Source organism: Variovorax rhizosphaerae, from assembly GCF_037889975.1.
GTDB lineage: Bacteria > Pseudomonadota > Gammaproteobacteria > Burkholderiales > Burkholderiaceae_C > Variovorax > Variovorax rhizosphaerae.
Map to the genome: position 1 here is coordinate 141,324 of NZ_JBBKZT010000009.1, position 14,120 is coordinate 155,443.

Below are 14,120 nucleotides of genomic sequence, written 5' to 3' on the forward strand. Positions count from 1 at the left end.
GCGCCACGAGTGCGGCGCGGGCGGGCCTTTGAACCATGACGGCGTCGCCATGACTTCGGCCGCATCGGTTCGATTCACTGAGCAAGCAACACCATTCGAAGGACAGAGGGCAATGAGGGCATATCGGTCGACTCCAAGAAGCAAGCAACGCGGTATTTCATTCATCGGACTCCTGTTCGTGGCCATCGTGCTGGCCTGTGTGGGTGTGGTGGTGGCGCAGGTCATTCCGACGCTGGTCGAGTACCAGGCCATCCAGAAGGCAGCGACCCAGGCCAAGGAGGGCGTGACCGTCCCTGAAGTACGCGCCATCTTCGATCGTGCCCAGGCCATCGATGACTTCAAGCTGACCGGCAAGGACATCGTCGTGGAGAAGGTTGGCGAGAAAGTGGTCGTGTCGTATGCGTACGAGCGCGAGATCCATCTGTTCGGACCGGCGTACCTGACGATGAAGTACAAGGGCCAGTCGCGCTGAACATCGTGAGAAATTCGTCGTGAGTGAGGGAGGCCATGCTGCGCTGCAGGCGCGCCTGCAGCATCGATTCGCGGATGGGCGGCTGCTCCAACTCGCGCTGACGCATCGCAGCTTTTCGGCCGACCACAATGAGCGGCTCGAGTTCCTCGGCGACTCGGTGCTGAACCTGGCGGTGGCGCACCTGTTGTACCGCCGGCTCTCCGCCTTGCCCGAAGGCGACCTCTCGCGCGTGCGGGCCAACCTGGTCAAGCAGGACACGCTGCACCAGATCGCGCTGCGGCTGCAGTTGTCACCCTTGCTGCGCTTGGGCGAGGGCGAGGCCAAGTCGGGCGGGCCGAACCGCCCATCGATCCTGGCCGACGCGCTGGAAGCATTGATCGGCGCGGTGTATCTCGATGCCGGCTATGTGGCGGCGGAGGCGCTGGTGCATCGACTGTACGAAGCGGTCGAGATCAATCCACGCATGGAAGCCGCGTCCAAGGATCCGAAGACCGAATTGCAGGAATGGCTGCAGGGCCACAAAATGAAGTTGCCGCTCTACCGCGTGGTCGACACGCTCGGGGCGGCGCACAAGCAAACTTTCGATGTCGTCTGCGAGGTGCCTGAGCTGGCCCTGAGTGAACGCGGCATTGGCGGTTCACGCCGCGCCGGGGAGCAGGCGGCTGCGGCGGCGATGTTGATCCGGCTCAAGTCGAAGAAATAGCACTCGCCTCCGGGCTCCGCGGCACTGCGTGTCGCTCTCCCTTTTCGCCCCCATCGGGGGCCGCACCCGTGGTCTGGCAAGGCTGGCTCGCGGTGTTCCACGACAATGCCAACATGACCTCGGATCTTCCCATTCCCCCCCCGCCTTCTGACGAGGGCGCGGGCGACGCCGGCCCGCAACACTGCGGCCTGATCGCCATCGTCGGCAAGCCGAACGTCGGCAAGTCGACGCTGCTCAACGCCCTGGTCGGCCAGAAGATCAGCATCACCTCGAGCAAGGCGCAGACCACGCGGCACCGCATCACCGGCATGCGCACCATCGGGCCAACGCAGTTCGTGTTCGTCGACACGCCGGGCTTCCAGACGCTGCATGCGAACGCGCTGAACAAGTCGCTCAACAAGACGGTGCAGGGCGCGGTCGGTGACGTGGACCTGATCCTGTTCGTGGTCGAGGCCGGCAGCTTCACGCCGGCCGACGAGCGCGTGCTCAAGCTGCTGGGCAAGGGCATACCGACGGTGCTGCTGGCCAACAAGCTGGACAACGTGCACCGCCGCGGCGACATCGCGCCGTGGCTGCAGACGATGCAGGCCAAGCACGACTTCGCCGAGATCGTGCCGATGTCGGCCAAGAATTCGAAGGACATCGAGCGCCTGTTCGGCATCTGCGAGAAGTACCTGCCCGAGCAGCCCTGGTTCTACGGCGAAGACGAGCTGACCGACCGCAGCGAGAAGTTCCTCGCGAGCGAGCTGGTGCGCGAGAAGCTGTTCCGCCTGACCGGCGACGAGCTGCCCTATACGTCCACCGTCATCATCGACAAGTTCGAGGAAGAGGCGCCGCAGAAGAAGGGCCAGAAGCGCCTGCTGCGCATCGCCGCGACCATCGTGGTGGAGCGCGACGGCCACAAGGCGATGGTGATCGGCGACAAGGGCGAGCGCATCAAGCGCATCGGCATGGAGACCCGCGTGGAGCTGGAGAAGCTGGCGGATGCGAAGGTGTTCCTGGAACTGTGGGTCAAGGTGCGCTCCGGCTGGGCCGATGACGAGGCGCGGGTTCGCAGCTTTGGGTACGAATAGGACGTGAAAGCGGCCACGCATCGCGTCGCCCACGAGCCGGCCTATGTGCTGCATCGCTACGACTGGAGCGAGTCGAGCCTGATCCTGGAAGTCTTCACGCGGCACCATGGGCGCATCGCGCTGGTCGCGAAGGGGGCCAAGCGGCCGAGTTCCAACTTTCGGCCGGTGCTGCTGCCGCTGCAGCCGCTGCAACTCAATTTCAGCGGCGACACCGAGATCCGCACGCTCAAGGGCGCGGAGTGGATGGGCGGGCATGTCATGCCGACGGGCGAGTCGCTGTTGTCGGGCTACTACGTCAATGAACTGATGATGCGGCTGCTGGCGCGTGACGATGCGCACGAGGCGCTGTTCGATGCCTATGCGGCGGTTGTGCAGGTGCTGGCGACGAACCATGGCGATGCGCAGGCGGCCACGCAATCTTCCGCCTTGCGTGCCTTCGAGTTGCTGTTGTTGCGCGAGATCGGGCTGCTGCCGTCGCTGGAAGTGCAGACCTCGACGCTGGCGCCGCTCGACCCCGACGCGCGCTACAGCCTGGCGCCCGAAGCCGGCCTCCGCGAGGCCGAGGCTGGCGAACTGGCTGCGCTGCGCGGCGTGGAATGGCTGGCGCTGCAGCGGACGCTCGATGACCGCGCGCCGTTCTCGGCCACGGTGCATCACGTGGCCGGCATGGAAGCGGGCCTGGGGGCAGCGCTGCGCACCCAATTGCGCATGCTGCTCAACTACCATTGCGGCGTCACCACACTGCGCACCCGCCAAATGATCCGGGACCTGCAAGGCCTATGAACACCACCTCCAAAAAGCACACCGGGACGGCGCTCTCGGTGAACCTCAACAAGGTCGCGCTGGTGCGCAACACGCGCGAACTCGGCATCCCGAGCGTGCTGTTCGCTGCGGCCACCTGCCTCGATGCCGGCGCGCAGGGCATCACCGTGCATCCGCGGCCCGATGCGCGCCACATCCGCGCGGAGGATGTGCATCAACTGTCGGCCCTGATCGCCAAGGAATGGCCCGGCGTGGAGTTCAACGTCGAAGGCAATCCGTTCCACAACCTGATGGACTTCGTGCGCGAACTGCGGCCGCACCAGGCGACCTTCGTGCCGGACAGCGAAACGCAATCGACCAGTGACCACGGCTGGATCTTCCCCGAGGACGCGGCTCGGCTGCGCCCGCTGATCGCCGAGGCGAAGGCGCTGGGCGTGCGGGTGAGCCTGTTCATGGACCCGGAGCCCGAGATGATGGCTGCGGCCAAGGCCGTGGGCGCCGACCGCGTCGAGCTCTACACCGAAGGCTATGCCGCCTCGCGCGGCACCTCGCGTGCCGATGCCGTGCTGGCGCTGTATACCGAGGCCGCGCGTGCGGCCCGGGCGGCAGGGCTCGAAGTCAACGCCGGTCATGACCTGAGCCGCGAGAACCTCACCGAATTCCTGCGCGCTGTGCCGGGCGTCCTGGAAGTCTCCATCGGTCACGCCTTCGTGGCGGATGCGTTGGAACTGGGATACGAGGCGACGACCAAATCCTATCTGCAATGCATTGCCGAGGCGGGATGAGCGCTGTGCCGAGCGTGGGGGTGCACCCGAGCACCGTCGGGCCGCCCCAAGGTGCGAGCGCCCCCTCGATGGGCGGTGAGGCCGCGCCAGTGCCAAGCGTGGGGGCATACCCGAGCACCGCCGGGCCGCCCCAAGGTGCGAGCGCGCCCTCGGGGGGCAGCGAGGACACGCCAGTGCCGAGCGTGGGGGCACCATGATCTACGGCATCGGCACCGACATCTGCGATGTGCGCCGCATCGCCCGCACCTTCGAGCGACAGGGCGAGCGTTTTGCGCGCAAGGTCCTGAGCGATGCCGAATTCGTGACCTGGCAGGCTCGCAGTGCGCGCTGGCCGAAGCGCGGCATCAGCTACCTGGCGACGCGCTTTTCCGCCAAGGAGGCCTTCAGCAAGGCGATCGGCATGGGCATGCGCATGCCGATGACCTGGCGCTCCTGCGAGATCACGAACCTGCCGAGCGGCAAGCCGACGATCGTGCTGCATGGTGCATTGAAGGAATGGTTCGAGGCGCAGGGCTTGACCGCCCACGTTACCGTGACCGACGAAACCGACTACGCGGCGAGCTTTGTCGTCGTTGAAAGAGCATGAGCACCGCCCGGCCGCCCGAAGGCGCTCGCACCGCAGCGCGTAGCGCGGAGGTTATCCAATGAGTACCGAAGCGATACACGCCCCGCTGATCATCGACGTCGCGGGCACCGAACTGACCGCCGCCGACCGCCGTCGCCTAGCCGATCCGCTGGTCGGCGGCATCATTCATTTCGCGCGCAACTGGGCCGACCGCGCGCAAATGACCGCGCTCAACGCCGAGATCAAGAAGATCCGGCCCGATATGCTGATCTGCGTCGACCATGAAGGCGGCCGCGTGCAGCGCTTTCGCACCGACGGCTTCACGCGGTTGCCGTCGATGCGCTCGCTCGGCGAACGCTGGATGCAGGACCCGATGGAGGCCACGCGCGCCGCCACCGCCTGCGGCTTGGTGCTCGCATCGGAACTGCGCGCCTGCGGCGTGGACTTCAGCTTCGCACCGGTGCTCGACCTCGACTACGGCGGCAGCAGCGTCATCGGCGACCGCAGCTTCCACCGCGATCCGCGCGTGGCTTCGTTGCTGGCCAAGAGCCTGATGCAGGGCCTGCTGCAAGCGGGCATGTCCAACTGCGGCAAGCACTTTCCCGGGCATGGCTTCGTCAAGGCCGATTCGCACGTGGCCGTGCCGGTCGACCGGCGCAGCCTCAAGGCCATCCTCTCGGACGACGCGCGGCCCTACGACTGGCTGAGCAACACGCTCACCGCGGTCATGCCGGCGCATGTGGTCTATCCCAAAGTGGATGCGCGGCCGGCAGGCTTCTCCGCCAGATGGCTGGGCGACATCCTGCGCACGCGACTCGCCTTCGATGGTGCGGTGTTCAGCGACGACCTGAGCATGGAGGCCGCGCGCTGGATCGATGGCACGCTGCTGAGCTATGGCGATGCGGCATTGGCCGCGCTCGGCGCGGGCTGCGACCTGGCGCTGCTGTGCAACCAGAGCGTGGGCGAGGGCGCGCCGCTCGATGAATTGCTGGCCGACATGGACAAGGCCCGCGCTGACGGACGCTGGGCGCCCAACGCGGACTGCGAACGCCGCCGCCGCGCGCTGCTGCCCCGCACGCCTGCGCTGGCGTGGGCCGAGCTGACCGCATCCGAACACTACCGGCGCGCCCGTGCGCTGCTGCAAGACTGACCCGGAGACAAGAACCATGACGCCCAATCAAATGAGCGAAGCCGCCAACGCGTTCTGGAGCGCATGGCAACTCGGTGCCGCCATCGACCACCTGTTGCCGGCGGATCGGCCGACCACCCGCGCCGAGGGCTATGCCATCCAGGCTTTGCTCGAAGCCCGCAGCGACAAGCCCGTCGCGGGCTGGAAGATCGCCGCGACCAGCGCGGCCGGGCAGAAGCACATCAACGTGAGCGGCCCGCTCGCCGGCCGCATCATGGCCGAGCGGGTGCATCCGGATGGCAGCGCGTTCTCGATGAAGGGCAACCGCATGGCGGTGGCCGAGGCCGAGTTCGTGTTTCGCATGGCGCGCGACATGCCGCCGCGTGCGCAGGCGTGGAGCATCGAGGAGACGATGGCTGCGGTCGGCGACCTCTGCCTTGGCATTGAAGTGCCCAACTCGCGCTTTGCCGACTTCGTGACGGCGGGCGAGGCGCAGCTCCTCGCGGACAACGCCTGCGCGCATGAGTTCGTGCTCGGCCCGACGGTGTCGGTGCCGTGGCGCGATCTGGACCTTGCGGCGCATCGCGTGCATGCCACGGTGACCGGCACCGCACGCAGCTACGAGCGCGACGGCATCGGCGCCGCCGTGCTGGGCGATCCACGCATCGCGCTCGCGTGGCTGGTCAACGAGTTGTCGCAGCAGAGGATGACCTTGCGCGCGGGGCAGTTCGTGACCACGGGCACGTGTCTGGTGCCGCTGGAGATCGTCGCGGGCGACGTGGTGCAGGTCGACTTCGGCGTACTCGGCACGGTGTCTGCGCGCTTCGCCGCCTGAGGACGGACGCGGTGGCTGATGCGCAGCGCACGCCACTGGTGAGCTTCCATGTGCCGGTCTACAACGGCGCCGCGTACCTGCGCGAGGCGCTCGACTCGATCTCGGCGCAGACCTTCGACGATTGGGAATGCCTGCTCATCGACGACTGTTCGACCGACGGCTCGCCGGGCATCCTCCAGGACGCCTGCCGCGACGCGCGCTTCCGGGTGGTGCGGCAACCGGCCAATCTCAACGTTGCGAACGCCTCCAATCTGGCGATCCGGCTGGCGCGCGGCAAGTACCTGGCGCGGCTGGACCAGGACGATGTGGCCGAGCCGACGCGGCTGGCCGAGCAGGTCGCCTTCATGGAGTCGCATCCGGAAGTGGATGTCTGCGGTGGCGCCTTGTTGTACTTCGGCCTGCAGAACGGACTGGTCAGCCTGCCCGCGGACGACGGCACCATCAAGGCCAACCTGCTGACCGGCATGAACAACATCGGCAATCCGGCGAGCACGGTGCGCATGGACTTCCTGCGCCAGCATTCCATCGTCAACGACCCGCGTTTTCCGCTGAGCTGCGACTACGGCATGTGGGTCGATTGCACCCTGGCTGGCGGCCACTTCGCCAACCTGCCGGGCGTGATGACGCGCTACCGCACGCACGCGGGCCAGGCCTCGGTCGACATGGTTGCGTTGCAGGTGGGCGTGATCAGCGCGAAGACGCGGCTGTTGCTGACCTGGTTTCCGGACCTGAGCTTTGCCGAAGTGCAGGCGATGGAGCCGCTGCTGCGGGGCAACGCGGTGGTGTTTCTCGACCGGGAATCGGCCACGCGCGGGGTGGTGGCGCTGCGCAAGGCGATGGGGTCGCCGCGGCCCAGTGTGTCAGGCGAGAACCGCGCCGCCGTCGAAGCCTACCTGGCGCAGCGCTGCGCGATCTGGCAGGGGCATCTGGACGAGGCTTGATGGATCAATCGCCGCCGAACGCAAAGGTGTGCGGGTAGGCTGCCGAAGCCATGGTGCGCTCGGCGTCGTCGTGCAGTTGGCCGTGGTGCGGCGCGATCAGGTAGAGGTTCTGGTCGGCGCACAGGCGTGACAGGTCATCGACCGACTGCACCTTGATCGAGAGCTCGCCCACGCTCAGGCTCAACGGAAAGGACTCGCCCCGATGCCGCTGGAAGATCGCGCCGCCTTCGCCGAGATACGTGACGCGATGGTCCAGCACACGGTAGCCGGCCTGGTAGAACATCTTGCGCGCGTCGAAGTCGGTGAAGAAGCGCAGGTGGGTGAAATCCAGCAGGCCCCAGCGACGGTAGTGCCAGTGGCCGCGCAGGGCGTCGTAGAGCATCGGCAGGTTCGATGCGTTCGGGAGGCTCACGAGCAGGTGGGCATCGGGTGCGACGATGCGCAGCAGACCGTGCAACAGTTGCCAGGGGTTGACCAGGTGTTCGAGCACGTCGAAGAGGCAGATCAGGTCGAAGGGCTTGGCGAGGCCGAGGGCGTTGAAGTCGACCGTCTCCACGTCCTGTTCGACAACATGGTCGAAATGCTGGCGGGCCAGTTGGGCGGCGGAGGGATCGAACTCGCAGCCCCACAGCGCGCAATGCGGGAAGCGCTGGCGCAACGCCTGGCCAACGGCGCCGGAGCCGCAGCCGATGTCCAACGCCACCGTCGGGTCGCGCTGGATCAGGGCCAGGCATTCGGGGCGAGGGTTGAAGACGTAGGTGTACGCGCGCTGGTCCCGGTCCTGCCAGAGGAACTGTGTCATCGCATCCCCGGTGTGCTGGGTGGAGCGGACACTGTAGCCGCCGGCTATTGCGGTCGCAATTCGGCGGCGGACCACAGCCGCTCGCCACCCTGGTCCAGGTGCGTAAGGTAGAGGCGCATATCGAATTCAAGCTGGTGGTAGGCCGGCTCCATGTGCGTGCAGAGCGCGTAGAAGGCCTTGTCGTGGTCCCGCTGCTTCATGTGCGCAAGCTCGTGCACGACGATCATGCGGAGCCACTCTTCCGGCACTTCCTTGAACAGGCTGGCCACGCGGATCTCGCGCTTGGTCTTGAGCTTGCTGCCCTGCACGCGCTGCACCGTGGTGTGCGTGCCGAGCGCGTTGCGGATCACGTGCAGCTTGCTGTCGAAGGCCACCTTGGAGAGCGGCTCCGCATTGCGCATGAAGTCGGACTTGAGGCCGTTGACGTAGTCGTACAGCGCGCGGTCGGTGCGGATTTCGTGGGCGGCGGCGTAGCGCTTGCGCAGCAGGCCGGCGAGGCCAGTCGGTGACTCGATCTGCTGCTTGACCTGCGCGAGCAGCGCGGGCGGATAGCCGGCCAGGTACTTCACATCTACGCCTTGCCGCGCGCGGCGTAGGCGAGTCCGGCCGCGACGCCGCCGAACAGGTCGCCCTCGACCAGCGGCACGCCGACGAAGCCATGGCGCAAGGCCTGCTGGAACGGCCGCAGCGCGGACGAGCCGCCGGTCAGGTAGATCGCGTCGAGGTCACCGCTGCGCAGGCCGGCGCGGTGCACGCAGGCATGCGCGCAAGCGACGACGGATTCGAGTTGCGTGGCGAGCTGCTGCGCCATGTCTTGTGGCGTCAGCGTCGTCTCCAGTCCGGGCTCGGCGCTGTCGAGTTCGATGCTGACTTCCGCATCGGAGATCGAGGCCTCGATCTTGGCCTGTTCGACCGCGTTGGCGATCCGATGGCCGTCGGCTTGCTTGAGCACGCGCATGAGCCGGTCGTGCAGCTTCGTGTCGCTGTAGTTGGTGCGCAGGAGCTGCGTCTGGCGGATGGCCTTGGGCGTCTGCTGCCAATGGATCAGGTGCCAGGTCGAGAGTTCGAAGAACACCGTGCTCGGCACTTCGCGGCCTTGCGGGCCGAGGTGGCGGAAGCCCAGGTGCGGCATCACGCGCTCGAGGTTCAGGCGCTGGTCGAAGTCGGTGCCGCCGATGTGGACGCCGGTGGTGGCGAGCACATCGTCGCTGCGGTCGTCGCGGGCGATGCGGTCCGGGCCGACACGGACCACGGTGAAGTCGGAGGTGCCGCCCCCGATGTCGGCGATGAGGATCAGCGACTCCTTTGTCACGCGCTGCTCGTAGTCGAAGGCCGCGGCGATGGGCTCCAGTTGGAAGCTCACCTCGCGGAAGCCCGCGACACGTGCGGCTGCGCGCAAGCCGTCTTCGGCCCGCTGGTCGCGCTTGCTGTCGTCATCGACGAAATGCACCGGGCGGCCGATGACCGCGCGCTCGGGCCGATGGCCCAGTTCACGTTCGGCGCGCGTGGCCAGTTCATGCAGGTAGCGCGCGATGATGTCCTCGTAGCTCAGCATGCCGTCGTACACGGCCGTCTGCTCCTGCATCAGCGCGCTGCCGAGCAGGCTCTTGAGCGAGCGCATCAGCCGGCCTTCGGTGCCGGCGAGGTAGAGCGCAACGGCTTCGCGCCCGAAGTGCGTGCTGCGATCCTCGGCATTGAAGAAGAGCGCGGTCGGCATCGCCGTGTAGTCGCCCTCCAGCGGCAGCAGGCGCGCCGGCCCGTCGGCGACCGCCGAGGCGATGGCCGAATTGGAAGTGCCGAAGTCGATCCCGATCGCCGCGGCCGATGTGGCCTTGGCTCGCATCACGCCTCTCTGCGCAATGCAGGGAACAGGATCACGTCGCGGATGCTCGGCGAGTCGGTCAGCAGCATCATGAAGCGGTCGATGCCGATGCCGCAGCCGCCGGTCGGGGGCATGCCGTATTCGAGGGCGCGCACGAAGTCGTGGTCGTAGAACATCGCTTCGTCGTCGCCCGAGTCCTTGGCCGCGACCTGTGCGTTGAAGCGCGCGGCCTGGTCCTCGGCATCGTTCAGTTCGCTGAAGCCGTTGCCGAATTCACGGCCAGTGATGTAGAGCTCGAAGCGTTCGGTGACTTCCGGGCGGTCGTCGTTGGCGCGGGCCAGCGGCGAGATCTCGGTCGGGTGTTCCATGATGAAGGTCGGCTGCCAGAGCTTCTCTTCGACGGTCTCCTCGAAGTACATCACCTGCAGGGAAGCCAGGCTGCGCTGCGACAGCTTGTCCTTCTCTTCGTTCAGGCCGATCTTGCGCAGGGCGTTGATGAGCCAGGCGGTGTCATCGACGTTCGATCCCGCGTCCGTGTGCTTGAGGATCGCTTCGCGGATCGTCAGGCGTTCAAAGGGTTGGCTCAGGTCCACGGCCTTGCCCTGGTAGGTGAGCTGTTCCGTTCCGACGGTCTTCTTCGCGATGGTGCGGATGATCATCTCGGTGAAGTCCATCAGGTCCTGGTAGTTCCAGTAGGCCGCGTAGAACTCCATCATCGTGAACTCGGGGTTGTGCCGCACCGAGATGCCTTCGTTGCGGTAGCTCCGGTTGATCTCGAACACGCGCTCGAAGCCGCCGACGATCAGGCGCTTCAAATACAGCTCGGGCGCGATGCGCAGGAACATCTCCTGGTCGAGCGCGTTGTGGTGCGTCTTGAAGGGCTTGGCATTGGCGCCGCCGGGGATGGGGTGCAGCATGGGCGTCTCGACTTCGAGGAAGTCGTTGGCGACCATGAACTCGCGCAGGGCGCTGACGGCGCGGCTGCGGGCGGCGAAGCGCGTGCGGGCGGCTTCGTCGGTGATCAGGTCGACATAGCGCTGGCGGTACTTCTGTTCCTGGTCGGCCATGCCGTGGAACTTGTCGGGCAGCGGGCGCAGGCTCTTGGTGAGGAGGCGCAGCTTCGTGACCTTGACCGACAGCTCGCCGGTCTTGGTCTTCATCAGCGTGCCTTCGGCGCCGAGGATGTCACCGAGGTCCATCTTCTTGAAATCGGCATAGGCTTCCTCGCCGATCGCGTCGCGCGTCACGTAGAGCTGGATGCGGCTGGTCGAATCCTGCAGCGTGGCAAAGCTGGCCTTGCCCATCACGCGCTTGAGCATCATCCGGCCGGCGACGCTGACGGTGATGGCTTGTGCTTCGAGCGGTTCGGCATCGGTCTCGCCATGCGCGGCGATCAGCGACGCGGCACGGTGGCCGGGCTTGAAGTCGTTGGGGAAGGCAACGCCCTTGCCCTCGGCCTGCGCCGTGCGCATCGCCTTGAGTTTCTCGCGACGCTCCGCCATGAGCTGGTTGTCGTCGGCAGCGGGCGCGGCGGCGGCGGTTGCGGGCGTGGGAACGGATGGCGTCAGGTGATCGGACATGGGTGCTGCTGCGAATCAGGTGAGGGGGAGGGCGCGGCGGGCGATTCGGAGGGTCGCGTTGCGCAAGGCGGGCATTTTAGCCTCATAGGGTTCGCCCGGATTGGGGCTGGAGTGCCCGTCAATCCTGCATCGGTTGCTATAAAAAACGTAGCGAACTATTCAGCAATGCCCGTGTGTGCGAGCAGATCGGAGACCAGTTCGAGGCGCATCAGCGGGCTGTCGAGTTCCAGCAATCGTTGCTTGGCCTGGGCCTGGATCGGCAGGAACTCGCACCAGCGATTGGCCACCCAGCCGCAATCGTCGAAGCGGTAGGGCTTGTAGATGGGCAGTTGCATGCCGTCCATGGCCTGCATGCTGCGTCGTTCCGCCAGTGTGTCGACCAGGCGTTGCAGCGCTGCGGCGGCATGGCGCAGGTCGTCTGGAATGGCCAGCGCAACGTCGTCCTCGATGGCCTCCACCTGCGCCGTCCACAGGCCGTATTGCTGCTGCGCGCTGCTGTGGATGCGAAAGCGATGGCCGCCGACGCATTCGATCTGCAGGAGGCCGGCCTGCGGCGATTCGAATGAGCGGATCGTGGCCAGCGTGCCGACGTCTGCGAAGCGCTCGGCTTGTGCACCGGCCCGCAACACCTCGGTGCCTTGCGTGAGGCTCACCACCCCGAAGGGTTCGCCGCTGCGATAGCACCTGTTGATCAGGTCGAGGTAGCGCACCTCGAAGATGCGCAAGGGCATGAAGCCGCCCGGGAACAGCACGGTGCCCAAGGGGAAGAGCGGCAACGGCGTGGTCGTCGGAGGCGATGGCTGCGGCATGACGAGTTCCCCGGGAGGTGGCGGGCTGGGAGTCGAGAATTCTGCTTCCGCGTGGAAGTGTTCGACATTGTTGCCTGTTGTCGACTGGATGACGTTTCGGGTCTCATGCCGATGGGGCATGGGCCGGTGCGAACGGAGAAAGTCTGCCGGCGCCCGGCGGGCGCGCACGCATGCCGTGGCTATCATCACGGCACGTTCCTGTTAGCACCAATGACCCAGATTTTTTCGTATCTCCTGGAAGTGATCGTCGGCCTGCTCGGCGGCGCCTGCCTGTTGCGGCTCTACATGCAGTACCAGCGCGTGCCCTTCGGCAATCCGCTGGGACGCTTCGTGTTCGCGGTGTCGGACTGGATCGTGGTGCCGCTGCGCCGGGTCGTGCCGCCGTTTCGGCGCTGGGATCTCTCCAGCGCGCTCGCGGCCTGGCTGCTGGTGCTGGTGAAGTGCCTGTTCCTAATGTTCATGGGCGAGCCGACGCGCTGGTCGACCTTGCCGCTGGTGGCGCTGGTCGACCTGATGCGCCTGGCAGTCTCGGGATTGATGGCGCTGCTGATCGTGTACGCCGTGTTGTCGTGGGTGCCTGGCGCTTCCTCGATGCTGCAGGACCTGATCGCCCGGTTGTCGAAGCCGCTGGTGCGGCCGCTGCGCCGCTATGTTCCCTTGATCGGCGGCGTGGACCTGACGCCGCTCATCGCGGTCGTGCTGCTGCAGGTGGTGGCTTTCGTGCTGGTCGACCTGCGCGGATGGGTCATGCAACTGGGGTAGCCGAGCGTTCGCGCTTCGCGGGACGCGGCCCGGGAGATTGCTACAGCCGGTAAACGGGGCTTGTAGATATCTTGCTAATATATTTACACTGGCGCCAGGCCTCGCCGTGGAGTGCGATGCCCTCGAACCCAGGAGCGTCCCCCCATGAGCAACCCCCGCTGGCAAGGCATCTTCCCTGCCATCACCACCAAGTTCCATGCCGATGAAAGCATCGATGCCGAAGGCACCGCGCGGCACATCGACTTCCAGATCCGCAACGGCATTCACGGCCTGGTGACCTGCGGCTCGCTCGGCGAGGCCAGCACGCTGATGCTGGAAGAAAAGCTCGAGGTGGCGCGCATCGCGTTGGAGGCCGCCAACGGTCGCATCCCGGTGCTCGCCAACGTGTCCGAGACCAGCACGCGCGAGGCACTGCGCTACATCGACGGAGCCAACAAGATTGGCGTGGCTGGCTTCATGGTGATGCCGTCGGTGATCTACGTGGCCGATGCGCGCGAGGCGATGCTGAACGTCCGCACCATGGCCGAGGCCGCGCAGAAGCCGGTCATGGTCTACAACAACCCGGTCGCCTACCGCGTCGACCTGAAGCCGGAGCACATGGTCGAACTGGCAGATTGCCAATGGATCGCGGCCATCAAGGAGAGCACGGACAACATCCGCCGCATCACCGACCTGCGCAATGCGTTGGGAGACCGCTACCAGTTGTTCCTCGGCGTCGACGACCTCGCTTACGAAGGCTTGGCGCTGGGCTGCGATGGCTTGCTGGCCGGCGTGGGCTGCGCCTTTCCGCGCGAGACCGTGGCGCTTTACGACCTCATGAAAGCCGGCCAGTTCGCCGAGGCGCTCAAGCTGTACCAGTGGATGACACCGATGCTGCACCTGGACGTATCGACGAAACTGGTGCAGAACCTCAAGTTGATCGACGTGTTGGCCGGTGTCGGCACCGAGCACATGCGTCGTCCGCGCTTGCCGCTGATCGGCGACGAGCGCAAGGCCGTGGAAGCCATCGTGCAGAAGGCGCTGGCGACCCGGCCGGTTCAGTATCAATCGGTGGCCTGACGGCAGCCGTTGGTGTTTTCC

At 66.3% G+C, this 14,120-nt stretch carries 16 protein-coding genes; 11 read left to right on the forward strand and 5 right to left on the reverse strand.

Translation table 11 applies throughout. The annotated features are described in order from the left end of the window. The first annotated feature begins 112 nt into the window (after positions 1–112). From WKW82_RS20210 to WKW82_RS20250, 9 genes are all read left to right on the forward strand, one after another. Positions 113–472, forward strand: coding sequence for a DUF4845 domain-containing protein (locus WKW82_RS20210; protein WP_340344123.1), 360 nt, complete (start codon positions 113–115; stop codon positions 470–472). A 19-nt stretch (positions 473–491) separates the two neighbouring features. Next, the gene (gene rnc, locus WKW82_RS20215; protein ID WP_340344124.1) at positions 492–1,175 is read left to right on the forward strand and encodes a ribonuclease III; all 684 of its coding nucleotides are present in this window, start codon (positions 492–494) and stop codon (positions 1,173–1,175) included. Between the two features lie 113 nt (positions 1,176–1,288). Continuing rightward, positions 1,289–2,248 (forward strand): GTPase Era, encoded by a 960-nt coding sequence (gene era, locus WKW82_RS20220; RefSeq protein ID WP_340344125.1) that lies wholly within the window; start codon positions 1,289–1,291, stop codon positions 2,246–2,248. Positions 2,249–2,251: 3 nt separating this feature from the next. Beyond that, positions 2,252–3,031, forward strand: a complete 780-nt coding sequence (gene recO, locus WKW82_RS20225) for a DNA repair protein RecO (protein WP_340344126.1) — start codon at positions 2,252–2,254, stop codon at positions 3,029–3,031. Further along, positions 3,028–3,795, forward strand: a complete 768-nt coding sequence (locus WKW82_RS20230; protein WP_340344127.1) for a pyridoxine 5'-phosphate synthase — start codon at positions 3,028–3,030, stop codon at positions 3,793–3,795. Before recO ends, WKW82_RS20230 begins: the two co-directional genes overlap by 4 nt. Positions 3,796–3,988: 193 nt before the next feature. Beyond that, positions 3,989–4,381 carry a holo-ACP synthase gene (acpS, locus tag WKW82_RS20235; RefSeq protein WP_340344128.1) on the forward strand — a complete coding sequence of 131 codons (393 nt, stop codon included), beginning with the start codon at positions 3,989–3,991 and terminating at the stop codon, positions 4,379–4,381. A gap of 58 nt (positions 4,382–4,439) precedes the next feature. Further along, entirely contained in the window at positions 4,440–5,510 is a 1,071-nt protein-coding gene (nagZ, locus tag WKW82_RS20240) for a beta-N-acetylhexosaminidase (protein ID WP_340344129.1), read from the forward strand. Positions 5,511–5,526: 16 nt separating this feature from the next. Next, the gene (locus WKW82_RS20245) at positions 5,527–6,324 is read left to right on the forward strand and encodes a 2-keto-4-pentenoate hydratase (protein WP_340344130.1); all 798 of its coding nucleotides are present in this window, start codon (positions 5,527–5,529) and stop codon (positions 6,322–6,324) included. A gap of 11 nt (positions 6,325–6,335) precedes the next feature. Continuing rightward, a complete protein-coding gene (locus WKW82_RS20250) occupies positions 6,336–7,265 on the forward strand; it encodes a glycosyltransferase family 2 protein (protein WP_340344131.1) in 930 nt (309 codons plus the stop codon). A 4-nt stretch (positions 7,266–7,269) separates the two neighbouring features. Here the strand turns inward: WKW82_RS20250 and WKW82_RS20255 are convergent, their stop codons facing one another. The 5 genes from WKW82_RS20255 to WKW82_RS20275 all read right to left on the reverse strand — a co-directional run bounded on the left by WKW82_RS20255 (position 7,270) and on the right by WKW82_RS20275 (position 12,278). Continuing rightward, positions 7,270–8,067: a class I SAM-dependent methyltransferase gene (locus tag WKW82_RS20255; RefSeq protein ID WP_340344132.1), complete on the reverse strand. Its 798-nt coding sequence runs from the start codon at positions 8,065–8,067 to the stop codon at positions 7,270–7,272. A 44-nt stretch (positions 8,068–8,111) separates the two neighbouring features. Then, positions 8,112–8,636: a YgjP-like metallopeptidase domain-containing protein gene (locus WKW82_RS20260; RefSeq protein WP_340344133.1), complete on the reverse strand. Its 525-nt coding sequence runs from the start codon at positions 8,634–8,636 to the stop codon at positions 8,112–8,114. 2 nt (positions 8,637–8,638) lie between these two features. Then, complete coding sequence (locus WKW82_RS20265) at positions 8,639–9,910, reverse strand: Hsp70 family protein (protein WP_340344135.1); 1,272 nt, start codon at positions 9,908–9,910, stop codon at positions 8,639–8,641. Further along, complete coding sequence (gene lysS, locus WKW82_RS20270; RefSeq protein ID WP_340344136.1) at positions 9,910–11,469, reverse strand: lysine--tRNA ligase; 1,560 nt, start codon at positions 11,467–11,469, stop codon at positions 9,910–9,912. The genes WKW82_RS20265 and lysS overlap by 1 nt, the downstream gene beginning before the upstream one ends. 155 nt (positions 11,470–11,624) lie before the next feature. Further along, positions 11,625–12,278, reverse strand: a complete 654-nt coding sequence (locus WKW82_RS20275) for an LON peptidase substrate-binding domain-containing protein (protein ID WP_340344137.1) — start codon at positions 12,276–12,278, stop codon at positions 11,625–11,627. Positions 12,279–12,488: 210 nt separating this feature from the next. Between WKW82_RS20275 and WKW82_RS20280 the strand changes: the two genes are divergently transcribed. Both WKW82_RS20280 and WKW82_RS20285 read left to right on the forward strand, forming a co-directional pair. Next, on the forward strand, positions 12,489–13,040 hold the full coding sequence (locus tag WKW82_RS20280; protein ID WP_340344138.1) for a YggT family protein: 552 nt from the start codon (positions 12,489–12,491) through the stop codon (positions 13,038–13,040). 144 nt (positions 13,041–13,184) lie between these two features. Beyond that, positions 13,185–14,099 (forward strand): dihydrodipicolinate synthase family protein, encoded by a 915-nt coding sequence (locus WKW82_RS20285; protein ID WP_340344139.1) that lies wholly within the window; start codon positions 13,185–13,187, stop codon positions 14,097–14,099. The last annotated feature ends 21 nt before the right edge of the window (positions 14,100–14,120 follow it).